This window comes from Nodularia spumigena CCY9414 (assembly GCF_000340565.2).
Lineage (GTDB): Bacteria > Cyanobacteriota > Cyanobacteriia > Cyanobacteriales > Nostocaceae > Nodularia > Nodularia spumigena.
In genome coordinates this window covers 808,959-833,571 of sequence record NZ_CP007203.1, presented here as the reverse complement: position 1 = coordinate 833,571, position 24,613 = coordinate 808,959, and the positions used below count along the sequence as shown (strand labels likewise).

The window sequence follows — 24,613 nt, the reverse complement described above, 5'->3', positions numbered from 1 at the left end:
AGCTACGTAATTCGTAATTCGTAATTAAGAGTGTAGAAGTTTCCAATGATTGCAACTACGAATTATTTTAAATGGGACATCCTAAATTATTTATACTTCATAATTTGCGGAAATTAAGGTTAATGCTACTACTGGTGCTGTAACTGCGCGCAAGATACGGCGACCAAGGGATACTGGTTGAAATCCAGATGCGATCGCATTTTCAATTTCTGGTTCTGTCCATCCCCCTTCTGGACCAGTAGCAATAATGATTTCAGGTATATCAGTTTTAACTAGGCTGTTTAAGTGCGGATAATCGCCACGCCCTTCACAAATATAACGGTGAGTTGCTTGACTAGCATTAATCGCAGTCATAAAACTTACAGGTTCTAAAATTGTGGGTACAAAAGCACGTTCTGATTGTTCTGCTGCTTCTGTAGCTATGCGTCGCCAACGTTCGAGTTTTTGCGGACTGGGATTTAGTAAGGTGCGATCGCTCAATAACGGAGCAATACAAGTTACACCTAATTCCGTAGAATACCGGATGATGTCATCAAATCCATTGCCTTTGGGTAAGGCTACCATGAGCGTAATGGCTACAGATAATTCAGTTTCTACGGTGAGTGTTTCTAAAACCTGGGCTTGCTCTGATTCTAATTGAGTTAACCACCATTTGCCTTTACCATCCATCGCAATGAAGCGATCGCCTGTACGTAACCGCAACACTCTTCTGAGATAATGTTGTTGCTCTTTTGTCAAGGTAATCAGATTTTCTTGAATTTGAGAGGGTGCGATCGCAATTCGTTGTAGTTGCGCCATGTGAATTACCTGAAGCCGAAGCTGTAAACAGCATAAAATTAAACCTACTCTCTATTACAAGTAATGGAGAATAGGTTGGAAATTAACCACGAAGTTGGAATTTACGGCAGATTTTGGAAATAAGCTTCTAGGGCTTCGTTGACTAACTCAGTCATAGGCTTGTCTTGGCTATTGGCTGCTTCTTTCAACTTGAGATATACTTCATCCTTAATACTGACTCGATGGCGTGATTTACTGACAGTATTAGTAGTTTGGGGTTGGTAAGTGGCAGCAAATTCACGTAGAGCATCAAAACCCAGGCGATCGCAAAAATCACCAAAGCTTTCTTCATATTCCCGGAAATTCTTGAAGTAAACGAAAATTGGCTCTAAAAAGCTTTCTATGTCGTTATGATGTAGCTTTTCTATGTAAGGTTGCGCTAATCTTGTTTGATCCGGCGAACCTCCCAGCCAAACTTGGTAAGATTCGGGGGCGCTACCCACAAAACCTAATTCTGCCATGTAAGGACGAGCGCAGCCGTTGGGACAGCCTGTCATCCTTACCACAAAATGTTCTTTTTGTAAACCTAGTTTATCCAACAGAGTGCGAATTCGTTCTAATATACCTGGGATTGCCCGTTCTGATTCGGTGATCGCCAAGCCGCAGGTAGGCAAGGCCGGACAAGCCATTGCATACCGGACTAGAGGTTCGATGGTTTCGGGGTCATCAACGATACCGCAACTTTGTAAAATCTCCTGAATGGCTGACTTATTTTCTGGCTGAATGTCGTAAAAAATGATGTTGTGGTGGGGTGTCAAGCGCATAGGTAAGTGAAATTGCTCGACAACTTTCCGCAAGGCCGTTTTCAGTTGAAAGGAACCTTCATCTTTAACTCGACCATTATCAACGGAAATGCCTAAAAATAGCTTGCCATCACCTTGTTCATTCCAACCGAGGAAATCGTAATATTTAAATTCTGGTAGGGGTTTAAAGGGGGCGACTGATTTACCGAAATAATCCTCAACTTGGGTGCGGAACTTATCTACACCCCATTCGTTAATTAAATATTTTAATCTAGCATGACGACGGTCAGTGCGATCGCCATAATCTCTTTGAGTCGCCACAATCGCTTTGACTAGCTGATAGACATCATCTTTATCTACATAGCAAATCTCATCTGCTATTCTGGCAAAGGTTTCTTCTTTATTGTGTGTCCTGCCAAAACCGCCACCGGCAAACACATTAAATCCTTCTAATTCTCCCAGAGGATTGGTAATTACGACTAAAGTCAAGTCTTGGGAATATAAATCTACGGAATTATCACCAGGTACAGTCACGGAAATTTTAAATTTCCGGGGCATATAGTGAGTCCCATAAATCGGTTCTTCGCTGTCATGGATAATTGTACCAGTGCCATTACGCTGGCGTGCAGCTTTGACTTCTGGACTTTCTTCGGCACTAATGATTTTTTCCCCGTCTAACCAAATTTCGTAATATGCCCCGGTTTGCGGTGTCAGCAAATCAGCGATATTATTGGCATATTCCCAGGCGTACTGGTAATCTCGGCGATTTTTAAAGGGGGCGGGTGGAGCCATGACGTTACGGTTGAGGTCCCCGCAAGCACCCAAGGTTGAACCCATATTTTGTACTATAGTGGCGATCGCCGCCTTGAGATTCTTTTTTAAAATCCCATGCAACTGAAAGCCTTGACGGGTAGTAACTCGTAATGTGTGATTCCCGTGTTCATCAGATAAATTATCTAAAGCCAAATACAACTGCGGCGGTACAAACCCACCAGGATTTCTTGTCCGCAGCATAAACTGATAATCTTTCTCCTGTCCCTTGACGCGATTATCGCGGTTATCCTGCTGGTAGGAACCATGAAATTTGATCAGTTGTACTGCTTCTTCGGTAAAATGAGTTGTATCTTCCAGAATTTGGGTAGCTACAGGTTCGCGTAAAAAATTACTTCTTTCCTTAATGCCTTCTACTTTGGAAGGCTGATCACGATTGGCAATTGGGGCAGGAGCAGATTTAACCATCAGAATTGTTATAGTATTCTCAATAAGGCATCGGTCAACGCCGAAGCATTTTTTCGGCTGAGTGATTCCCGGTAATCCGGTCGGAAATAAGAGGAATCATCTAATTTTAACACGGCAAAAAGCCGACTTTATCCGTGATTTAACACTTCCAAAAATCGGCTTTTTTATAGTTGTTTGTCGAGACGCGATAAATTGCGTCTATCAGGAAGTATCCAGTCCTACCTAAAGCGATAGCCTACACCGCCATTAATGCTGACAGCAGAACCACCGCTATTTTCGTAGGAGCGGATACCCACTTTGGCATTGGTATAAACCAGAAGATTCTTAGCAACTTCCGACTCTACCCCAGCACCCACAACTACAGCATCTTTGTCGCCTAGGGGAGTAGGTAAGTTATTCTTTTCTAGGAAAGAATAACCACCAGTGATAAAGGCATTAGTACCTTTAGCAATTGGCACGTCTACGGAAACTTCTGGGATAATAGCACTCGTCTCATTATTCCAAATCACATTACCGCGTGCCGACAATGGTGTATTTCCCAATTTCACACGACCAGTGACATTCCCACCAAAGTTACCAGTATCTTGGTTTCCTCCATCATTAGTCAGACCACCTGTAACACCAATACCAACATAACTAGCATCTGTACCTTTTTTTGGTTGAGCAGAAGCTTGACCTGCATTAATAATCAGAGGGGCAACTATTAAAGAAGATAATGCAGAAATTGCCACAAAAGACTTGAGGATATTTTTCATAATCTTGAAAAAACTTTGTAGGTTTTGCTGATATATTCCAGGTCGAAAACAGTATAAAAATGTTCCAGATAATTTCTATATTTTGGGAAAATCTTTATGATCTTTGTTGCAGCAGATTTCCAGGCTGATTAGGTGTAACCGATGACCAAAAGAATTTTCCCATGAGCGCAAAGTTTAAATAATCGCTGTTGTTGTGGCGTTTGCCTCACCCATCATTATTTATGTATTGGGCTTTCGGCTGAAATTGCTCAAGGAAAAACTTGATATTTTCTGGCTGGTTTTTCCCGTTCCGGAATTTTTGCTCAGAGTAGGCACTTGATCAACTGGCACAACCAGAAAAATAAATTTTCCAGAAGATATAGTAGATAAAATAGTTAATTAATACCCGTTATTCTGGCTATTCACATAGGAAAAATAATAGGCTGTAGCAGTTATGGCAACAAGGTTGAGAGGGAATCTATAAAGTTAAGTTTTGGTAATTCTCATGGAGAGTGAATAATGCTAACCGCTACAAAAACGTTGTCTGGTTTGATGGGTTTATGTGTCGGTGATGCGTTGGGTGTGCCAGTTGAGTTTACTAGCCGGGCTGAAAGAGTGAAATCTCCAGTGACAACGATGCTAGGTTATGGCACATGGAATCAACCACCGGGAACTTGGTCTGATGATAGTTCGTTGACATTCTGCTTGGCAGAAAGCCTTTGTAGAGGATATTCGTTGGATGCTATAGCCAATTCTTTTTGGCGCTGGTATAAGCAAGCTTATTGGACTCCTCGTGGCGACCTGTTTGATATTGGTCAAAACACTCATGAAGCCATTATGCGCCTGAAACAGGGGATCGTACCTCATCAGGCAGGAGGTAAGGTAGAAAATAGTAATGGTAATGGTTCTTTGATGAGAATTTTGCCGATGGCTTATTGTCATCAAAGCATAACTTTCACCGAATTGATCGAGCGGGTGCATGATGTTTCTGCAATTACTCATGCTCATGTGCGATCGCAAATGGCCTGCGGTATTTATATTAGTATTGCCGTAGCCTTACTAGAAGGGGCTAACCTGGACACAGCTTATTTACAAGGATTAGAAAGAATTCAATCAGTTTACGTTGACCGGGAATATATTTTAGAAAAGCCGCATTTTCGCAGAATATTCAGTGGTGAAATAGCCAAGATACCAGTGGAAGAGATTAATTCTGGTGGCTATGTGATTGATACCCTCGAATCATCCCTGTGGTGTTTGTTAAATAGCTCATCTTACTCCCAGACAGTCCTGAAAGCCGTTAACTTGGGTGGAGATGCAGATACTACTGCTGCTGTGACTGGGGGGTTAGCAGGCATTTACTACGGTGTGGAAAATATTCCCCAAGAATGGATCAACAAAATCGCCCGCAAACAGGACATTATCAAGTTGGCAGAGCGTTTTGCCGACGCTATGGACGCTCAAATGTAGAGCAAATCACCCAACCCCCAAACCCCTCCGGTGCAAGGGAGGAGGGGAGCAAGAGGGGTTTTTAGACAACTGCTAAGGTTTAACCTGTTGAGAAATCCATTGCAAGTAGGCTTGCGAACCCGCAACAATAGGTAAGGCGATGATTTCTGAAACCTCGTAAGAGTGGAGTTCCCGAATTTTGGCTTCCAAAGTGGAAAATAGTGCCAAATCAGTTTTAATCAGCAACTGCCACTCATACTCTTTGTATATTTCTCCTTGCCAAGCGTAAATTGAATGGATGGGCAACAAACTCACACAAGCAGCTAGTTGAGCTTCCACAAGGGCATTTGCGATTGTTTCTGCTTCCTGCTTGTTGGCAGTTGTCACCAGTACTACACCATAATCAGCAGGTATCTCCATAACTTTTAAACCATAGACAGAGAGTACACCTGACCATCAATCAACAGTCGCGTAATTCCCTTGGCTTGCAGATGAGTACTAGCCTTATGTAGTACTTTACTGTCGGGAACTTTAATCACGCGATCGCGCTTGGTTGAGAAACGCTTTGCGACACGATGGTTATCAAACACTGGCAAAGTTTTTTGCAGGGTTTCTAGGTTAGGAATTTGTCCCAAGTCACCAAAATCCTTAAGTGGTCGGGTAATTAACTCAGAGGACCTATCGATGACCAAATAGCAACTTTTCGGCAACTGTGCTGCCGACAATGGCAAGACTTGAACTGGTGCTTCACTTACCCTGCGTGTTGTCACTAAAGGTGTTGAATCCTCTAAGTCTTCTTCCTCGTCCTCGTAATCGTCCTCGTAATCGTCCTCGTCTAAATCATCCTCTAAATCTGACAAATCTTCTGACTCGTCTAGCAAGTCTTCTCCGAGCATTTGGGCGATGACATTTGCTTCAGGATGTTCGTCCTTTAATATGGGGCCAGGAACACTGGTGATTTCCGGCGGCTTGGGTTCGACTATTTCTAATCGCTTTGCTGGGCGTAACTTTGGTTTTTCCTCTGCTGAGGAACGCCGCCGGACTCTTCTGATAGAGGAACTAATTTCCTCCTCTAGCTCTGACTCTGGATGAATTTCCTCTACCACTGGCTTGGGAGGCGAAATCTCTGGTAACTTCAAGCGAGGAGTTGCTTTTTCCTGGCTTGGTTGCGCTTTCTCTGGCTCTGGTTGAGTTAACAAAGGCAACTGCTCGTAACTTACCTGCGCCCTGCCTTCAGGAGTCCTAGCGGCACGTTTGAGAGAAACGAGATATTCGTATTCATCTTCTGGTAAGGTACTTTTGAGCAGACGACTAATTGTCGAGTTACTCACACCATAGCGTTCTGCCAAAGTTGAGGTTGTTTCGGCAGTTTCTCGATATAACTTCAGAATTTCTTGTTTGTCAGGATCTGTTAATTTTCTCACGGTAGACACCAAATTTTCTAAGCTCGTTTGCGCCCGCTCGAACGCCGAGTTCGGCTCAATGATGCGTCATGTTCTAGGACAGCGCCCATACCAAATAAAACTCCACTAAATACCCAAAACACTTCTAGTATCTCCCCACTTTGATAGTTTGGCCCTTGAGCATAGTTAAACCACATATCTGCAATGTAGAGCGAAAACGCGGCCGCTGCAATCATTCTCCACGACTGAGCAACTCTTCCCCCCCAAAAAGCTAGTAACAAAGTGGTAGCAATAATTAACAAAACTACATCGCTAACTATGTAAAACCAACTCAAGACAGTAACTAGCGGCTCTGAGGGTTCTGACTCTTTCATCGAAATCCACCATGGCAACAGACTACCAAACACTCCTATTGCCCACACAATGAGCAACTGCCATTTTTCTAAATTAATTCGTCTGGAAGCTACAGCTAAAATCATGCCTACGCCAAGGGAAAGATAAGTCAGGACAAAAAAGATATCGCCAATAGACACATCCGGTTCTTCGTCTAAAATTATTTCTGTGTAACCGAAAAATATCCCTCCCAGGAAATAAGAAAACATACCAATAGCAATTGCGAGCCAAATATTCCGGCTACTGACGATTTGCGGGCTACGCCAATTCCTTAAGCATAAGATACCTGCACCCAAGTAAGCCAAGCCTTCAAAAATATTTGTACCAATGACGTACCAGTCAGCACGACTTTCTACACCATCTGCTCCTGGGACTTTGGCACTAAATAATAAAAAGTATAACAGTGCCAACACAGCCCAGGCGGTACCAGCCAAGATGATGTTCCGATTGGTGAAGAGGGATGGAGAACGATAGGACTTGTCGTAAGAGCTACTCATAAAAATTGACTATGTAAATGCACTCAGCAGTATTTTGGTGTGCAGGACTGTGTAGGAAGCAGTCTATCTATCCAGTGATACACTAGTTAATTACCAGCATCACTACCGATAGCTGTAGTTTTTCCCACACTTGTCATGCTATTGCCACAGTTTACTCAGTGATGTTTGATTTAGCCAAGTGATAAACAGCGATCGCTCGGCTTCTGGCATATCTTGTAACATATCAGTGACTTGATGGGCAAAGTTAGTATTCCCGAAATATGTTTTTCCGAGTTTATGCAGTTCTTGCAATAAACTAATCAAATGTTCTTCTTGCCAGGGAGGAAGTTTGACTAAATCTAGCGGGTCATTTGTTACCAAATCTTTGACTGCTTCTAGGGAAGATGTCTCAGGAAATTTTTGCTCTTGTAACACTTGTGCAATATCTTTCTCAAAAATTCCCGCTTGCCGATTGCCTAATAACTCCTCAATGTCGAGATAAACTGCTTGCAGCAGTAAAAGACTCCCTTGAATGTAAATTCCTCTCTTGCTATAGCCACCAGTGTCATTATCTATTTGATCTAAGCGGACTTTCCCCCAGACACTAAAGCGATCCGGTTCCTCTAGCAAGACACAGGCCTTACCCCGGTTATCAGTTAATTCTCTCCACAAGGCTCTAGCTTCTTCTTCTTGACTAGCTTTAAAGACGCTAATCAAGCGAAAGGTTTGCCCCTGATAATTAAGGATCGACACTTGCTGATCCCGTTTTGGGTGCTGAATACTCGATATTTCAACATCCTGCCGTTTGAGAATAAACATGGCACTAGCAAATAACTCATCAGGGGCTTTGTGGATAATGCGATCTGTAGTCGTGTTTTGGTAACATCGCCAAAGGAGCGATTACCTAGCGTGTCATGGGGTTGAGCTTCGCGATCGCCAGAAGCTAACCTAGAGTATGCCGCCCAGAGGGCATTTTCCAGTAGGAGAGGAAAAGTCAGACGGGGTTCGCTCCGCATTTTCCGCCAGTATCCTAGAATCCCTGTCCCGAATGGGGCGGGGAGTATGTCAATGTAAATCAAATCACTAGCGACTTGGATCTTACCCTTGCTAGTGGGCAATATGCAATTTTTGCTTGCTTATTGCTACGAAATAACGATATAATGATTTATCAGTTGACTCCTTTGGGAGCAAACTAATTAACTTGGGTGCGTAGCTCAGTGGATAGAGCCACGGATTTCTAATCCGTTGGTCGCAGGTTCGATCCCTGCCGCACCCGTTTTATGATATTGAATGAATAATTAAAGCGGTTTCAGTTGGTCTAAAAGACCAGCATCAAGATACTTTTGTTCTATAACATCTACTGAATTATCACACCATTTTGCCACTACAGCAGTAGGAACACCTTTAGCAATTTGTTCAGATATAAAAGTATCACGACATGAATATGGAGTAGTTTGACGGGCTACTAAAGGATCTACGATTTTATCCCAAGCCCGTCGGGAAAAGTTTCTATAATGTATTGATAGTCCTTCTGGAGATGGAAAGACTAAAGATTCAGGTTCAGAGTTTTCAGGCTTAATGGACAATAATAATACTTGTAGTTTTTGATTACAGTTAAAACCGCGCATTTTATTATTCTTGGAGCCATTAACTCTTACCCTTTCACCGTTTCCCACCTGAACTAATGCACTATCAAAAGTAATTCTAGAACAATCAGACGTAATATGCTTCCATTGCAAGCCAATGGCTTCTGATGGTCTGCATCCGGTCAAGAATAAAAACTCTACAAATGAAGCATAATAACTGTAACCCATACCTTTTAAAGGTTTGTGATTTTTAAAAGCCTGAATTATCCTTTGCTTTTCTGCTTCACTAAAAGCATTAGGTTTTGAATTATCCTGCCAATTATGCTTGGGAAGTGAATTATACATTCCTTCAAAGGGATTAAAATTCACTAAACCGTATTTCATGCCCCATTTACAAGCTGCTGCCAGATACATCAGTACATCTTTAGCTTGTGAATTGGTTGTTTGTTGTAATAAAGCCAGTTTAATTTTGATACTTTCGTTCAAATTTTGATAACGACAGCGTTTAATATGTTTTTCCAGTACAGCCAGTTTATCTAATGTTCTCGGTTTTAGAGATGGACGTTTGTACTCAATGTACTTATCCCATAATGCTGAAATTGTGGTTATAGTCTGTTGTTCACCTGGAATAACTATAGATAAATGTCTCTGGGGTTTGTACTTAGTAAGTGTTTTGTCAAATTCGCCAGAGAGAATATCTAACTCTATTTGATGCGCTGTCTGTTCTGCTATGTGGTGATTTTCTGGTGTATCAGCTAAACCCAGGGTCAGATACTTTTGTGAACCTTCATAAAGTTGTCTTGGTAATCTCAGACGTAATCTTCCCTGAAAGGATTCAATACCTGCTGATCCTTTAGAAGCCTTTTCTGGTTTATGCATATATTTTGACTATGAAAATAATTGGTTCTACCAAAATCATAGTCAAATCATAGTCAAAAAGGCAAGGATGATTGTTTAGGTTTTGACCTCATAGTCAAATCATAGTCAAAATCATAGTCAAAAAAGAACTCAGGGAGTAAGTTTATGAATCCCTGAGTCTATTGGAAAGGCTGAAACCCTTGGTTTAGCGTTGATTATTTCTTCAAATAAATAAGCCCGTGACGAGGATTGAACTCGTGACCTCACCCTTACCAAGGGTGTGCTCTACCACTGAGCCACACGGGCAAAAATTAGAAACTTGGATTTTTGAGTTATGAGCTATAAAGCTGTGAGTATACCAATCACTTAGCTATTATAGCTCATGACTTTAGAAGTGGTGGGCCGGGCTGGATTTGAACCAGCGTAGGCGCTAGCCAACGGATTTACAGTCCGTCTCCATTAACCACTCGGACACCGACCCATTTGTCTCACGATTACTAACGTTAGCACCACTTTTTAGAAATTGCAAGTGTTTTTCCAAAAAGATTTCAGAACAGATTAATTTCACCGACTGACAACTAACTCAGCAATTCTCCGGTTTCTTGGAGAGAGTGCAAGCGGTGGTAAATACCCTCATGACGCAACAGTTCATCATGGCTACCCACCTCGGCAATTCGGCCTTGATCGAGAACCACTATTTTATCGGCTTCCCGGACTGTACTTAAACGGTGGGCGATAACAATTGTGGTGCAAGTCCCCTGAATTGAGCGCATGGCTAATTGAATAGCACGCTCGGACTCGTAATCTAGGCTAGAAGTAGCTTCATCAAAAATCAGCACATCTGGTTCGACTAATAACGCCCTCGCAATTCCTAAGCGCTGTCTTTGTCCTCCAGATAACCTCACACCACGTTCCCCCACAACGGTGTAATAACCTTGGGGTAGGTGTGACATCACTTCATCAACTCTGGCAATTCTACAGGCTTCCTTGACCTCTTCCAGAGTCGCGTTTGGTTTGCCGTAGGTGAGATTATCCAAGATAGTACCGTTGAAAATGTCCACTTCTTGGTGAACGATCGCCAGTCTGCGCCTATACTTACCTACATCCAAGGTGCGAATATCTTGACCATCAATGGAAATTTGACCTTCTTGAGGTTCAAAATACCGCAGCAGCAATTTCACTAAAGTGGACTTACCGGAACCGGAACGCCCAACTAACGCCACTGTTTGATAGGGTGAAATCAACAAGTTGATATCTTGCAAAACTTGACGGCTGTCATCATATCCAAAATTAATGTGCGATAACTCAATTTTTCCCGTGAATTTATATGGTGATTCCTTTTGCTTTTCCTCTTCCAAAAGTCCAACCGAATCAGATGCAATTGGTGCTTGCAAAAACTCGTGAAATCGCAACATCGAAGAATAGCGACGGGCAAAAAGTTCTGCGAGTGTGCTAATAGGTTCCAATTCGGCATAAGCCATACTAGAAAGAGTTAAAGTCATGACAAAATGACCGAGAGTAATTCTCCCGGCTACTGTTGCGGCTAAGGTTAAACCTAAGATGGTAAACACGCAAAACTGAATGACAACCTTTTGTAAAGTCAACAGTTTGACATAACCTTTATGAATCCGATGATCAACAACTGTCAATTCACGCTCTAAACGTTGCTTTTGGCGCTTCAATTCCTGGGATTCCGTGGCAAATGCTTTGACTGTTTTGATATTAGTAATCAATTCTGACGTGCGGCTTTCTGTACCTTCCATATATTTATCGAGGCGACTTTCATGCCAAATTATCCGTCGTAAAGTCTTTAAACTAAAGGCGAGGATAAATACAAAGGAAATTAGATATAAAACCGCAATTCGCCATTCAATCAATAAAATAAATCCGAAAATTCCCAGCACCCGAAACAGTTTAGGAATCAACTGACCAGCAATTTCGGGATATGTCCAAGTATGGTTAGCCAAACCTCTGGCTACTCGCCCAGAAATGCGTCCGGGGTTATTTTCATCATAAAATTCTAGTGGGAGTGTGAGAATTTTGGCTATGGCTGTTTCGTTTTGATGGCGACGCGCCCTTAAGGGTATATCCCAATGAAACCAAACGGTTAGCCAAGGCTGTGTGGGCGCTTTGACTACGGTGACTACAAAAATTAAACCCAATAATACACCCAAAGATAGTGTTTGATTAACTGGGTAATTGATATATTCTGCAATACTAGCGATCGCACTTTGCAATGGTTTATCCAACGGTTGATTAGACAAAACATTTAAAATTTGCCCAATCCCATAAGGAACAAGCAAATCAATAATTTCGTAAACGCTGGATGCAGCAATAGTGAAAACACTCAGCTTCCAGTCCGAATGAAAGTAATTGAGAATATCTTGAAATTTGGCCATGATGCACACCATCCAAGAGCGCGAACTTAGCTTGGAATAATTATATTACAAAATGTAATATTTTGTAATCAAGTGTCGGTAAATAAATCAATCTTGAGAAGTAGGTGAAAATTCTAAGCGGTAGCGATAAAGGGCGACTGGATGAGAAGCTGCGGCGAAGTAATCTGGGTCTTGAGGTGAAAGATAAACAGCAGTTACTTGATCCGCCTCAATTGACGGATAAGATGTAGAAAGTTGATGGTATGCGGTAGTAGATTCCACTGTATTGAAATAGGGACGGGAACCGCCTTTAAATAGTTGTTGAAATACTTCTGATGTGATGAAGTTTCTATTTGAAGTAGTTTCGGTAAGACGTGCAGTTACAATAGAAATTAATTGGCTATCGCCACGCAAAAAGGTAATTTGCCGATTAGGTGATTCTGGATCTACTTTGGTTGATAATACAGCTTCATCACCTAAATAAGCCCTGGCTAAATTCAAGCTATTAAAAGCTCTATCTGCTACTAAAATTGATGATTTATTCACAATTTTAGGAATAAATTTCCAGGCAGTAATTGGAGATTTTTCTGGAATAAAACGCACTAAAAAACTCACAGGTTGATTTAGTTGTTGGCGATTCGATTCAAATCCAGGGGTGATGATATCGGGTGCTAAAGGTGCAACTAAATCTACTAATGTACTTGTAACTTCCCATGAACCAGCAAACCAGTCAGGATAAACCAAATCGCCCTGAGCCGGTTGTACAGATGTGAGTTGTTCCCACTGGGGAAAATTTGCTAGGCGTTGAGATAATTCTCCGGCTTTTGCTGTTCCACTCGATCCCAGTAGGCAGAAAATAATTAAGCAACAACTCCAAATCGCCCTGATATTCAGCATGAATTTTATAAGGTTTCAATGGGTACAGGTTGCCAAACTTCTCCATACTGTTCCCGTAAATTTTGCCAAGCTTCCACTTGTCCGGGTTCATATTCTCCCGGTTTACCCCATTGCAAAAATAAGCTTAAAGCAACTTCTTGTTTTTCATCTAAAAACCGAATTGCATAGGTGGTAAAGTTACCTCTTTTCGCGTTACCTGTTTCAAATTTAACTTGAGTAATTTTATCCATATTAAAGTGAAACTCAAAGCCCTCAGTGTGCAGATTGACATACTTCCCTTTGAGCAATTCGGCGTAAAATAACTTTTCTATTTTGCCGCGAGCTTCTAATACAGCAGCGCTGCTAGTAACAATAATCCGTAAAGTTCCTAAGTTTTCACAAGCTTCTAAAAAGTCTTTCAAATTGTTATTCATAGTCAGTTATTAGTTATATAGTTTTGCTGTTAGTCGTTTTTTATTACTCTCACCAAATAAACACCAGAAACTTGTTTAAATATTTTGATAAACTAGGTGTTGGTTGGATTTCGTTACTCAATTATACCCTAAGATTCCCTGCTTTTGTTGGGTTTTGCAAAGCCTCAACCCAACCTACAAATAGCTGCTTTTTTCAGATTAAATCACATCAAAATCCAGTTTTTAAGTTTTCTTAAATTCTCCCCTCTCCTTACTAAGGAGAGGGGTTGGGGGTGAGGTTCTTTCCCATTATCTTTCATAACGTTCGTAAGCGGCAACAATGCGCTGAACTAGGGCATGGCGCACAACATCTTTTTGGGTGAATTCGCAAAAGCCAATACCTTCAACGTTCTTGAGAACTTGTAAGGCTACGGCTAGTCCTGATTTTTGGCTCAGGGGTAAATCGGTTTGTGTGGTGTCACCTGTAATTACCATTCGAGAACGGAAACCCAAACGAGTCAACACCATTTTCATTTGGGCGGGTGTAGTATTCTGGGCTTCATCTACAATTACAAAAGCATGATTGAGGGTGCGTCCTCGCATATAAGCAAGTGGCGCAACTTCAATGACACCCCGTTCCATTAAACTAGGGACTTTTTCTGGATCAATAAATTCATAGATAGCATCGTAAAGTGGGCGGAGATAGGGATTAACTTTCTGCTGTAAATCTCCGGGAAGAAATCCCAATTTTTCCCCAGCTTCTACAGCCGGACGAGTTAAAATCAGCTTTTCTACTTGGTTGTTTAGGAGTGCTTGCACCGCAACCACAACAGCAAGATAGGTTTTACCTGTTCCAGCCGGGCCAATGCAAAATGTCAGGTCACGCCTACGGATATCCTTAATGTATTCTTTTTGGCGAAAAGTTTTAGCACGAATTTCTTCACCGCGACGAGTTTTAGCCAAGACATCTCGCTGTAATTCCTGAAGTTCGTCTTGTCGATCGCTATCCAGGGCTTGGCGGGCTGTTAAAATGTCGGCACTGGAGAGAGTATTGCCCTTAGTCCAGATTACTTCAAGCGATCGCACTAATTGATCAGCCAGATGCATTTGCGCTTCTGTACCACCAATGTGTAGTTCTTGTCCGCGCAACACTAAACTAGCTCCTGTTTGTCGGGATAGGAGTTTGAGATTTTCTTCTCTATCACCGGCGAGAGCGATCGCACTGGGAATATTAGGCAGCTGAATGATTAAGGCATCTGCCATAAGTATTTATTGCTGAGTTTCTTAAGTGCAGTTTTTGACAACAAAGGTGATTTTTACTGAAATATCTGAGCGGGATTAACCACAGCACTTCGGCGAGCTTCAGTGTCCACCGCTCAGACTTTCTCTAGCCTAACTAGCGAATTCGGGGTTTGACAACAGGTTTGGGTATATTTACAGTTCTGTCTGGCGTTTTTGGTTCTGGCGATTGCCCTCCCCGCAGTGCCGAAGGCGAGCGCTCTTGCTGGTCGTCGTCAGAAGACATTCCCTCTCGTCCAAAACTATTACTGCCGTACATATCCCAGTAAACGGATTGTCCCGCAAATTCTGCTGCCGCCGCAATTACTGTTCTAATTGCCTGAATATTGCGTCCCCCTCGACCAAACACTTTTCCCTTGTCCTTGCTTTCAAAGGCGATGCGAATCCAAACCCGTTTGAGGGTCTGAGAAATTTCACAATCAATGCTCAAAGTCTCTGGAGATTCTAAAAATGGCTGCATCAAAAATTTAACTAGCCTAACATAGTTAGGACTAGCTGTGAGGGATTCTATTCCGGCGTTAAGATGCGGTTGTGGCACTGACCTGTTCAAAAACATTGGCTTTTACTAAAATGCTACGGACGGTCTCAGTCGGTTGAGCGCCTTGTTGTAGTCGCTTGACGATACCGGGAACATCTAGTCGCACTTCATCCGTGATGGGGTTGTAGAATCCCAATTCTTCTAGGGGACGGCCATCGCGGCGTGCAAGGCTGTTAATGGCGATAATCCGGTAACTTGGTTCCCGCTTTTTGCCGAATCGCTTCAAGCGCAATTTAATCATGGTTAAGGACTGATTCTTCTATTTGTTGGTACCCAAATGACAATTTTAGCACTTGCTAGCCTTCGCTGCTATGAATCAGTTAACAGTTATCAGTTAACAGTTAACAGTTCATCAAGTCTAGAGAGTGCCGAAGCCTTTTTTCTTTTTCTCTTTGTTCTTTTTCTTTTTCGTGGTGCGATCGCCGCTATTATAACCCCGCCAGCCAGGGGACGAAGGACGACTATTATCACCACCGCCAAAAGGATTACCCATGCCGCCACCGCCAAACATTCCAGGCATTCCCGCCGGCATTTGACCTTGACCCATTTGCTGCATAAGAGTTCGCATTTTTTGGAAATCAGCCACTAGCTTACTCACATCCGGCTCTCTGTAACCAGAACCTTTGGCAATGCGCCGCCGCCGACTGGGAGAACTTGCCAATAAATCCGGGTCTTGGCGTTCTTGGCGAGTCATGGAGTTAATCATCGACTCGCAGCGCTTGAGTTGAGTTTCGCCCTGCTTCAATTGCTCATCGGAAATCTTGTTCATTCCGGGAATCAACTTCATGATCCCGCCCAGGGAACCCATATTTTTCAGCATCCGCAACTGTTTGACAAAATCATTAAAGTCAAACTTGGCTGACAGGATTTTATCCTGCATTTTCTCGGCATCTGCCAAATCAAATTCTTCCTGAGCTTTTTCTACTAAGGAAAGAACATCGCCCATTCCCAGAATCCGGGATGCCATGCGCTCAGGATAAAAAGGTTGCAGTGCTTCGACTTTTTCGCCTACACCCACAAACTTAATTGGCGCTCCCGATATTTGTCTGACTGATAGCGCCGCACCACCACGGGTATCACCATCTAATTTGGTCAGAATCGCCCCAGTAATGCCGATTTTGTCGTGGAAGGTGCGAGTCAGATTTGCTGCCTCTTGTCCAGTCATAGAGTCCACGACTAGCAAGGTTTCATGAGGTTGGACAGTGGCTTTAATTCGGGCTAATTCCCCCATCATGTCTTCGTCAATTTGCAGACGACCAGCCGTGTCGATAATTACTGTATTGAAACCTTCTGCTTTGGCACGTTCTACACCTTGGCGGGCAATTTCTACAGGGTCGGCATCGCTTCCCAATTCAAAAACCGGAACGTCAATTTGTTTACCTAACGTCACCAGCTGATCAATAGCGGCTGGGCGATATACGTCTGTGGCGACTAACAAACAGCTACGCTCTAATTTTCTTAAATGTAAGGCTAATTTAGCTGTAGCTGTGGTTTTACCAGTACCTTGTAAACCAGCCATTAAAACGATTGTGGGCTTTTCCTCGGTTTCCGCTAAGGGAACATTTTCCGCCCCCATCACCCGCACCAATTCATCGTGAACAATTTTGATGAATTGTTGGTCAGGTCGCACACCAGCCACAACATCAGCACCTTGGGCTTTGGTTTCGACTTCGCTAATAAAATCTTTGACTACCTGGAGATTGACATCAGCTTCCAATAAGGCGCGGCGCACTTCCCGCAAAGCGTCTTGAATATTGGATTGAGATATTTTGTCCTGTCCCCGTAGTTTCTTCCAGGCACTTTCTAAACGATCAGATAAGGCATCAAACATAATGTAATTACAGGTAATTCGTCAATGAGTCAGCCGGGACCGCCCAGGTTAAATGTTTCTAGGGTGGTTCAGAATTTTCGGTAAAATTTTAACGTGCTATTTACAGCTTAGGTGATTTCAACGCGAGTTGAGCAACCAGATACCGACGATAACTCAATCTATGGTGAGGTTAATTGGTAGAGGTTTGACTTTTAGCGATCGCAAAGCCCATGATCAATGAGGTTATGTACCAATTATGACTCGTGAACATCTTTATACTTGTACTTTCGTTGAGTTTGGCAGTAGGCTCGTAAAACTGTGAGAAAATGGAACTTAATGCCAAATTTTAAATTAAAGTCAATCTTATGAAAAAGAACTATGTTTTCCTGACTTTAGCTTTATTGACTTGCGCTGCTGCACCTCAAAAAGCTCTAGCAGATGAGGTTTGGACAACGGAAGAATATAATGTGGTCTATCAAGAGGATCGCAATAAAACTGCTGTGTGGCGCTATGGTTCCGATGGAGTGATCTTTATTGATGGTTTAGCAGGAGTGTTCACAGACAGAGGTTCATATAGCGGTTATTGGGTACAAAACTCTTCATCAGTACGTTGTGATACCTATAGAGAAGGGGCTGATGGTAAACCTACCTATCATTGGGGCCGAGTTGAAATTACTTTCATTGATCCAGATTTCCCCTCTCGTTGGCAAGCTGATATTAGTATTTGCGATGGGCTGCGCCCCGCCGGAGGCGATCGCAATCCTGTGATGACTTTAAATGGTACACCTGTGACAAAATAATTACAATGAGCCATTAATTTGCTATTGTTTCAATGGCGATCGCCTGATTTGGTAAAGCATCTGTCAAAACTTCGCTGCCTGATTCTGTAACTAAAACATCATCTTCTATACGTATTCCCCGCACGTCGGTGAATTCAGATAAACGCTGCCAATTGACGATATTTTCATATTTTGAGCGCACGTTAGGATCATTTAAAATTGCTGGAACTTGATAAAATCCCGGTTCAATTGTGACTAACATTCCTGGACGCAAAAGACGATTTAAACGCAGGTAGCCCAAGCCAAAGCGATCGCTTCTGGTTCTTCCTTCTTCATACCCAGCTAAATCGCCCAAATCTTCCATATCATGCACATCTAAACCCAATAAATGACCAATTCCATGAGGGAAAAACAGCGCATGGGCATCCATTTCTACTAAATCTGCGGGATTTCCTTGTAAAATGCCTAAATCTACCAAACCTTCAGCGATGACTGTAGCGGCTAATAAATGAATATCTCCATACTCCACACCTGGGCGTATTTTAGCAATACAAGCATCATGAGCCGCCAGCACTACATCATAAATATCTCTTTGGGTAGATGAAAACTTACCAGATACAGGCCAAGTCCGGGTAACATCAGCAGCCCAACCCATTGCGGTTTCTGCACCGACATCAGCCAAAATTAAATCACCTGGTTGCAGTGGATGGTGATAATGTTCGTTATGTAGAACTTCGCCGTGAACGGTGACAATACTGTTGTAAGAAGTGGTCATATTTTCACCAATAATCACCGCTTCCATAGCTGCACGAACTTCTGCTTCTAGTTTAGCTTTTGATGTGGCTGCTATCCCGGCTTTATGCGCCGCAACAGTTACAGCCGCAGCTTTTCGCAATTCAATTAATGCGCCTGCGTCATGGGTGAGACGGAGGGAAATTATGGCTTTGGCTAATTCTAAATCATTTCCTTGGGGCGGTTGTTGTGGTAGCACCCATCTATTTAATAACTGTGTTTGCTGTGTCCAAGTAGCTGCATTCTGGACGGGAATTGTGGCTGCATCTTCTAAATATGATTCTAATTCTGCCATTGGTCGGGCTGTATCTGCGCCTATTTGCTCGGCTATTTCGTCACGGGTGGGCATTTGTCCATGCCACAGGGCGCTGCTGGGTGTGGGATTATCTATGAATAGTTCTAGTTTGCCTCCTTCTAGGCGAATTGCGGCGTTTTGTAATGGTAGTCCGGCGAAGTAGAGGAAATGGCTACTGGCTCGAAATGGGTAAGTGTTGGCGGGGAAGTTGCGGGGGTTGGTGTTTCCTGACCACAATATTGCGGGAAAGTTGATGAGGGTGGCTAGTTGTTGTCGGCGGTGGTGTAAGGTTTGTTTGAGCATGATTTAACGCAGAGGGGCGCGGAGGTAAGCGCAAAGGTTCGCGGAGTGGTTATTTTATTTTAGGTGAGTTATGGGATTGGTGATTTTTCAGGTTGATGCTTTTACAAATAGGTGTTTTGCGGGGAATCCGGCGGCGGTTTGTGTTTTGTCTGAGTTTCGGGATGATGCTTGGATGCAAAATGTGGCTCAGGAGATGAATTTGTCGGAGACGGCTTTTTTGCTGCGACAGGATGATGGTTTTAGTTTGCGTTGGTTTACTCCAACGGTGGAAGTTCCTCTTTGTGGTCACGCAACTTTGGCTAGCGCTCATGTTCTTTGGTCTGAGGGGTATTTGTTACCTGATGAGGTTGCCCGTTTTTATACTAAAAGTGGTGTTTTAATTGCTGAATGTTTGGGTGAGTGGATTTCGTTAGATTTTCCGGTGAATTTATCTCAGGAAACGGTCGCTTCTGGGGAATTAAGCGAGGCTTTGGGTGTTAGTTGTAAATCGGTGCTGCAAAATTCTCTGGGGTATTTAGTCGAGGTGGAGTCTGAGGATTTGGTACGACAAATGCAGCCTAATTTTCAGCTATTGAAAACTTTGCCTATACCTGATGTGATTGTCACTAGCCAAACTAATGCTGATTCTGAATATGATTTTGTTTCTCGCTTTTTTGCACCGGGATTAGGTATAAATGAAGACCCTGTGACTGGGGCGGCTCATTGCTGTCTGGCGGCTTTCTGGCGCGATCGCCTGCATAAAGATGAGTTTTTGGCGTTTCAAGCCTCCCAACGCGGTGGAGTGGTCAAGGTGCGCTATCCAGGAGGCGATCGCGTGCTTCTCTCTGGACAAGCAATAACCGTAATGCGGGGCGAATTATTTACCTAAAAAACTCCGCGTACCTCTGCGCTTACCTTAGCGCCCCTCTGCGTTAAAAAACGTTAGGATGAACTCCAAACACAGCCATACTCAACAAAAGCAAATGCCCGCCAAACAGCCAAATACTAAAAATCCGATCACCGCTTGTGATTGGCCAATTGAACAATTACCAGGATTAACTGAGTCAGAACAAGCCAAACTGCAAAATTGTGGAATCATTACCACAAAAGAGCTAATTAAACAAGGAAAAACTGCCGAAACCAGGGTAAATTTAGCAAATAAATTACAAGTTAATCTGCAATATGTAAATAAATGGATCGCCTTAGCCGATTTGGCGCGTATTCCTGGAATAGGAATGAAATATTGTGGTTTATTGCTGCATTCTGGTATTGCTTCTGTGGCACAACTAGCTCAAACACCCACCCATAGATTACACCAACAAATTATGCGCCTACAGGTATCAACAACGCAGCGACGAGACTTGTGTCCAACGATTGATGTAGTAGAACAATGGAGTCAGCAAGCAAAACAAATCACCTAAAACGCCTTCATCGGCGTACATCGGCGTACATCGGCGTTCAATTATTCTTTAGCCAACACACCATTGAGGAAGATATCAGCCAAACCTTCCGCCATTTGTTGCATTTCTTGGGGTGAAGCATCTGGAGCCATGAGAGTATTGTTAGAGAATCCAGCGATCGCAAACATTCCCAAAAACACCTTAGCCACTAATTTAGCATCAGTTTGGCGATAAATACCCTTGTCCATCGCAGATTGAAAGAAAGCTTCAGCCACATCAGTCATTTTACCAATGACTTCTTCTTGAATGCGATCGCGCAAATCTGGATGAAACTGCACCTCCATAAAACAAACCTTCATCAAATCTACATTTTTATGTAAATTCCACATCCGGCGGCGCATCACTTGAGCGATCGCCTTATAACTGCCCATTTCACTCAATTCTGTGAGCAAATCTGTTAAAATGTCCACCCAGCCACTTGTAGCGACTTCCACTAAAATAGATTTTTTATTGGCAAAATAACGAAACAAAGTACCTTCAGCAACACCTGCTGCTTGGGCTAAATCGCGGGTGGTAGTACCATCAAATCCCTTAGAAGCAAATAACTTCTGTGCGGCCTGTAAAATGCGGGTACGTGTTTGTGCTTCTGAAGGTGGAGGTGAATTAAAAACTCGCATATCAATTATTGTGTGATTTTCGGAACGCGACTTGTATCATTATTGTCTAACGTCAGGTACAAAAAGCACAGAAAGCTTAATACAAGGTTAACCGTAGCTCCTGAGCTAGGAGAGAGTTGGGGTGAGGTTTTAGCTCCCACAGGATATTTATCAGATAATGGAACTTTAATTTTATTCTCGCTTATGAATCAACCCAATTATTCAACTATCATATTGCGTCGGCTCTCGACCATTTTGATGGTACTTGTAATTTGCTGGTGGGGGTTACTTCCCAACATAGCTCAAGCTCAAGCTCAAACTCAAACTGCAAATCCTCTGCAAAGAATTCGGCAATTTCGTCAAAACCCACCCGAAAAAACTTCAATTCAACCGTATTTAGATCGGGTAATTAAGCAATTAACTGAGTTTCGCTTGGAAAATGGGTTAAAATTCATCGTCTTGGAACGGCATCAAGCCCCTGTAGTTTCGTTTCTGACTTATGCTGATGTGGGTGGTGTGGATGAGCCAGAAGGACAAACTGGTGTAGCACACTTTCTAGAGCATTTAGCATTTAAAGGCACAACACGCATCGGTACAAAAGACTACGAAGCGGAAAAACTTTTACTCGACCGCTTAGAACAATTAGATGCTCAAATTAGAACCGCAAAAGCCAATGATAAACAAGATGATCTGGCTAAATTGCAAACTGAATTTAAGCAAGTAGAGTCCCAAGCAGACACGCTAGTTACACAAAACGAAATGGGGCAAATTGTCAACCAAGCCGGGGGTGTAGGTTTAAATGCTACCACTTCATCGGAAGCGACGAAATACTTTTACAGCTTTCCCTCTAATAAGTTGAAACTGTGGATGTCTCTGGAATCAGAGCGATTTTTAGAGCCTGTGGTGCGTCGGGAGTTTTACAAAGAAAAAGATGTGATTTTAGAAGAACGGCGGATGCGGGTAGATAATTCGCCTATCGGGATGATGGTGGAGAATTTGATGGATACTGCTTTTACAGTCCATCCCTACAAACGACCGGTCATCGGTTATGAAGAAGATATCCGCAATCTCACACCGGAAGATGTGCAAAAATTCTTTGATGCTCACTATGTACCGAGTAATTTAACCATTGCTGTGGTCGGAGATGTCGATCCGGTGGAAGTGAAAAAACTGGCAAAAATTTATTTTGGCCGTTATCAAGCCAAACCAAAAGCAACAGCCAAAATTCCGGTTGAACCACCGCAAGCACAAACACGAGAATTTACTTTAGAACTAGCTTCTCAACCTTGGTATTTGGAAGGCTATCACCGCCCATCAGTTACCCATCCCGATGATGCAGTTTATCAAATTATTGCGGGTTTATTAAGTAATGGGCGCACGTCGCGTTTGTATAAATCTTTGGTAGAACAGCAGCGTTTAGCATTAAATGCTCAGGGTTTTAGTGGCTTTCCTGGGGATAAGTACCCAAATTTAATGTTATTTTATGCTCTCACGGCTCCCGGTCACACGGTGGATGAGGTAGCAACAGCTTTGCAACAAGAAATTGAAAAGTTGAAAACTGAACCTGTGGCGGAGGTTGACTTACAACGGGTGAAAACCCAAGCACGGGCGAGTTTATTACTTAGCCTTAATTCCAATATGGGTATGGCGCAGCAGTTATTGGAAGCAGAGGTAAAAACTGGTTCTTGGCGGAATTTGTTTAAGCAATTAGATGACATTTCGGCGGTGACAACTGCGGATATTCAACGGGTGGCGAAGGCGACTTTTACACCAGAAAATCGCACTATTGGCAAGTTGTTGTCGAAACAAGGATAAGGGAATGAACCGCAAAGACACAGAGCGTAAGAGACAGATGGGATTAAGAATGTTCAATTTTAAATTGAGGCTGGGTAAGAATAAGGGGCTATTTTATAGTTTGATTCTGGCTGTCACCTGTTTGTTGGTCAGTTTTAACTTTTCTTTGGCAGCGACGGCAGCAGCGAAGCATTATACTGAGTTGGAGCTTCCACCGTTACCTGAGATTAAGTTACCTAATAATGAGCGCTTTGTTCTCGACAACGGTTTGGTTGTGTATTTGATGGAGGATCATGATCTTCCGTTGGTGAATGGTACGGCGTTGATTCGGACAGGCGATCGCCTAGAACCAGCTGATAAAATTGGCTTGGCTGGTTTTACTGGTGCGGTGATGCGGACTGGGGGAACTCAGACGCATTCGGCGGATCAGCTTAATCAGATTTTGGAACAACGCGCCGCTTCTGTGGAAACTGGGATTGGTGAAGCTTCCGGTAGTGCTGGTTTTCAATCTCTGACTGAAGATTTAGAAACGGTGTTTGATTTGTTTGCCGAAGTGCTGCGAGAGCCTGTATTTGACGAAAAACAGTTAGAATTAGCAAAAACTCAGGCTAGGGGTGGTATCGCCCGCCGTAATGACGATCCAGAAGATATTGCGAGCCGAGAATTTCAGAAGTTAATTTATGGCAAAGATAGTCCCTATGCTCGCACACCCGAGTATGCGACGCTGGATAATATTTCTCGTGAGGATTTAGTCAAGTTTTACCAGGAATATTTTCATCCGAATAATATAATTTTGGGAATTGTGGGGGATTTTGAACCGCAAAAAATGCGATCGCTGATTCAAGCAAAGTTTGGTGATTGGAAACGTTCCCCTAAAATGACTCAACCCCAGTTATCAGAAGTAAAGCCAGCTAATACAGGTGGTGTATTTTTTGTCAATCAACCACAGCTAACTCAGAGTAGTGTATTGATGGGACATATCGGCGGTAAGTTTGACAATCCTGATTATGCGGCTTTGGATGTCTTGAATGGGGTATTAAATGGATTTGGTGGACGCTTATTAAACGAAGTGCGATCGCGCCAAGGATTAGCATACTCTGTATATGGCTACTGGAGTCCTCGCTTCGACTACCCAGGAATGTTTATCGCCGGGGGACAAACGCGATCGGATGCTACAGTCCAGTTTGTCCAAGCCTTACAGACTGAAATCAAGCGTATCCAAGCCCAACCCGTTACCGCCCAAGAACTAGCCTTTGCAAAAGAGTCCACCCTCAACTCCTTTGTATTCAACTTTCAAAACCCGGCTCAAACCCTATCACGATTGATGCGATACGAATATTATGGCTATCCGGCTGATTTCTTATTTCGCTATCAAAAAGCCGTAGCAGCCACCACAGAAGCTGACGTGCAACGGGTAGCACGAGAATACCTCAAACCAGAAAAACTGGTAACTCTCGTAGTGGGTAATCAGACAGCCATACAACCCCCATTGACACAACTAGCTGCATCAGTAACGCCCATAGATGTGACAATTCCCAGTTCACAAACACAAGCGCAGAATTAACACTTACTCAGAGACGTGATAA

23 protein-coding genes and 3 tRNA genes are annotated in these 24,613 nt (G+C 43.0%); 7 read left to right on the top strand and 19 right to left on the bottom strand.

Features of this window, described 5'->3' with window-relative positions; genetic code table 11:
* Positions 1 to 90 precede the first annotated feature (90 nt).
* From NSP_RS03775 to NSP_RS03765, 3 genes are all read right to left on the bottom strand, one after another.
* Entirely contained in the window at positions 91 to 798 is a 708-nt protein-coding gene (locus NSP_RS03775) for a 16S rRNA (uracil(1498)-N(3))-methyltransferase (RefSeq protein ID WP_006195677.1), read from the bottom strand.
* A gap of 101 nt (positions 799 to 899) precedes the next feature.
* Complete coding sequence (gene sir / locus NSP_RS03770) at positions 900 to 2,819, bottom strand: sulfite reductase, ferredoxin dependent (RefSeq protein WP_006195676.1); 1,920 nt, start codon at positions 2,817 to 2,819, stop codon at positions 900 to 902.
* A 218-nt stretch (positions 2,820 to 3,037) separates the two neighbouring features.
* Complete coding sequence (locus NSP_RS03765) at positions 3,038 to 3,574, bottom strand: porin family protein (protein ID WP_006195675.1); 537 nt, start codon at positions 3,572 to 3,574, stop codon at positions 3,038 to 3,040.
* Between the two features lie 498 nt (positions 3,575 to 4,072).
* Here NSP_RS03765 and NSP_RS03760 point away from each other — a divergent pair, with 498 nt between their 5' ends.
* Positions 4,073 to 5,020 carry an ADP-ribosylglycohydrolase family protein gene (locus NSP_RS03760; protein ID WP_006195674.1) on the top strand — a complete coding sequence of 316 codons (948 nt, stop codon included), beginning with the start codon at positions 4,073 to 4,075 and terminating at the stop codon, positions 5,018 to 5,020.
* Positions 5,021 to 5,092: 72 nt separating this feature from the next.
* On the opposite strand, the gene cutA is transcribed toward NSP_RS03760, so the two are convergent.
* The 4 genes from cutA to NSP_RS03740 all read right to left on the bottom strand — a co-directional run bounded on the left by cutA (position 5,093) and on the right by NSP_RS03740 (position 8,090).
* Complete coding sequence (gene cutA, locus NSP_RS03755) at positions 5,093 to 5,419, bottom strand: divalent-cation tolerance protein CutA (protein WP_006195673.1); 327 nt, start codon at positions 5,417 to 5,419, stop codon at positions 5,093 to 5,095.
* A 5-nt stretch (positions 5,420 to 5,424) separates the two neighbouring features.
* Positions 5,425 to 6,423 (bottom strand): helix-turn-helix domain-containing protein, encoded by a 999-nt coding sequence (locus NSP_RS03750; protein ID WP_017803805.1) that lies wholly within the window; start codon positions 6,421 to 6,423, stop codon positions 5,425 to 5,427.
* 17 nt (positions 6,424 to 6,440) lie between these two features.
* Complete coding sequence (locus NSP_RS03745; protein WP_173403253.1) at positions 6,441 to 7,292, bottom strand: hypothetical protein; 852 nt, start codon at positions 7,290 to 7,292, stop codon at positions 6,441 to 6,443.
* Between the two features lie 138 nt (positions 7,293 to 7,430).
* Positions 7,431 to 8,090: an Npun_F0813 family protein gene (locus tag NSP_RS03740; RefSeq protein ID WP_006195670.1), complete on the bottom strand. Its 660-nt coding sequence runs from the start codon at positions 8,088 to 8,090 to the stop codon at positions 7,431 to 7,433.
* 384 nt (positions 8,091 to 8,474) lie between these two features.
* On the opposite strand from NSP_RS03740, the gene NSP_RS03735 reads away from it, so the two are divergent.
* A tRNA-Arg gene (locus tag NSP_RS03735) sits at positions 8,475 to 8,547 on the top strand.
* Positions 8,548 to 8,569: 22 nt separating this feature from the next.
* Here the strand turns inward: NSP_RS03735 and NSP_RS03730 are convergent.
* The 10 genes from NSP_RS03730 to ffh form a co-directional block, all read right to left on the bottom strand.
* Positions 8,570 to 9,736: an Arm DNA-binding domain-containing protein gene (locus tag NSP_RS03730; protein ID WP_006195669.1), complete on the bottom strand. Its 1,167-nt coding sequence runs from the start codon at positions 9,734 to 9,736 to the stop codon at positions 8,570 to 8,572.
* 213 nt (positions 9,737 to 9,949) lie between these two features.
* Positions 9,950 to 10,021: transfer RNA gene (locus tag NSP_RS03725), tRNA-Thr, on the bottom strand.
* Positions 10,022 to 10,110: 89 nt separating this feature from the next.
* Positions 10,111 to 10,196 (bottom strand) — tRNA-Tyr (locus NSP_RS03720).
* 97 nt (positions 10,197 to 10,293) lie between these two features.
* Entirely contained in the window at positions 10,294 to 12,114 is a 1,821-nt protein-coding gene (locus tag NSP_RS03715; RefSeq protein ID WP_006195668.1) for an ABC transporter ATP-binding protein, read from the bottom strand.
* An 87-nt stretch (positions 12,115 to 12,201) separates the two neighbouring features.
* Complete coding sequence (locus tag NSP_RS03710; RefSeq protein ID WP_006195667.1) at positions 12,202 to 12,990, bottom strand: DUF6816 family protein; 789 nt, start codon at positions 12,988 to 12,990, stop codon at positions 12,202 to 12,204.
* 5 nt (positions 12,991 to 12,995) lie between these two features.
* Positions 12,996 to 13,403 (bottom strand): ChuX/HutX family heme-like substrate-binding protein, encoded by a 408-nt coding sequence (locus NSP_RS03705; protein WP_006195666.1) that lies wholly within the window; start codon positions 13,401 to 13,403, stop codon positions 12,996 to 12,998.
* A gap of 288 nt (positions 13,404 to 13,691) precedes the next feature.
* Positions 13,692 to 14,645, bottom strand: coding sequence for a PhoH family protein (locus tag NSP_RS03700; protein WP_006195665.1), 954 nt, complete (start codon positions 14,643 to 14,645; stop codon positions 13,692 to 13,694).
* Positions 14,646 to 14,778: 133 nt separating this feature from the next.
* The gene (locus tag NSP_RS03695; RefSeq protein WP_173403252.1) at positions 14,779 to 15,237 is read right to left on the bottom strand and encodes a KH domain-containing protein; all 459 of its coding nucleotides are present in this window, start codon (positions 15,235 to 15,237) and stop codon (positions 14,779 to 14,781) included.
* Positions 15,200 to 15,460 carry a 30S ribosomal protein S16 gene (rpsP, locus tag NSP_RS03690; protein WP_006195663.1) on the bottom strand — a complete coding sequence of 87 codons (261 nt, stop codon included), beginning with the start codon at positions 15,458 to 15,460 and terminating at the stop codon, positions 15,200 to 15,202. The genes NSP_RS03695 and rpsP overlap by 38 nt, the downstream gene beginning before the upstream one ends.
* A 117-nt stretch (positions 15,461 to 15,577) precedes the next feature.
* The gene (gene ffh, locus NSP_RS03685; RefSeq protein ID WP_006195662.1) at positions 15,578 to 17,050 is read right to left on the bottom strand and encodes a signal recognition particle protein; all 1,473 of its coding nucleotides are present in this window, start codon (positions 17,048 to 17,050) and stop codon (positions 15,578 to 15,580) included.
* A 344-nt stretch (positions 17,051 to 17,394) separates the two neighbouring features.
* On the opposite strand from ffh, the gene NSP_RS03680 reads away from it, so the two are divergent.
* Positions 17,395 to 17,829 carry a hypothetical protein gene (locus NSP_RS03680; RefSeq protein WP_006195661.1) on the top strand — a complete coding sequence of 145 codons (435 nt, stop codon included), beginning with the start codon at positions 17,395 to 17,397 and terminating at the stop codon, positions 17,827 to 17,829.
* Positions 17,830 to 17,842: 13 nt separating this feature from the next.
* Here NSP_RS03680 and NSP_RS03675 read toward each other — a convergent pair whose 3' ends face one another.
* Positions 17,843 to 19,198, bottom strand: coding sequence for an aminopeptidase P family protein (locus tag NSP_RS03675; protein ID WP_006195660.1), 1,356 nt, complete (start codon positions 19,196 to 19,198; stop codon positions 17,843 to 17,845).
* 70 nt (positions 19,199 to 19,268) lie between these two features.
* Between NSP_RS03675 and NSP_RS03670 the strand changes: the two genes are divergently transcribed.
* Both NSP_RS03670 and NSP_RS03665 read left to right on the top strand, forming a co-directional pair.
* Positions 19,269 to 20,066, top strand: coding sequence for a PhzF family phenazine biosynthesis protein (locus NSP_RS03670; RefSeq protein WP_006195658.1), 798 nt, complete (start codon positions 19,269 to 19,271; stop codon positions 20,064 to 20,066).
* A gap of 94 nt (positions 20,067 to 20,160) precedes the next feature.
* On the top strand, positions 20,161 to 20,598 hold the full coding sequence (locus NSP_RS03665; protein WP_173403330.1) for a DUF4332 domain-containing protein: 438 nt from the start codon (positions 20,161 to 20,163) through the stop codon (positions 20,596 to 20,598).
* Between the two features lie 41 nt (positions 20,599 to 20,639).
* Here the strand turns inward: NSP_RS03665 and NSP_RS03660 are convergent, their stop codons facing one another.
* A complete protein-coding gene (locus tag NSP_RS03660) occupies positions 20,640 to 21,254 on the bottom strand; it encodes a TetR/AcrR family transcriptional regulator (RefSeq protein ID WP_006195656.1) in 615 nt (204 codons plus the stop codon).
* Positions 21,255 to 21,437: 183 nt separating this feature from the next.
* Here NSP_RS03660 and NSP_RS03655 point away from each other — a divergent pair, with 183 nt between their 5' ends.
* The gene (locus NSP_RS03655) at positions 21,438 to 23,048 is read left to right on the top strand and encodes a M16 family metallopeptidase (protein ID WP_006195655.1); all 1,611 of its coding nucleotides are present in this window, start codon (positions 21,438 to 21,440) and stop codon (positions 23,046 to 23,048) included.
* 49 nt (positions 23,049 to 23,097) lie between these two features.
* The gene (locus NSP_RS03650; RefSeq protein WP_231859530.1) at positions 23,098 to 24,591 is read left to right on the top strand and encodes a M16 family metallopeptidase; all 1,494 of its coding nucleotides are present in this window, start codon (positions 23,098 to 23,100) and stop codon (positions 24,589 to 24,591) included.
* Positions 24,592 to 24,613: the final 22 nt, after the last annotated feature.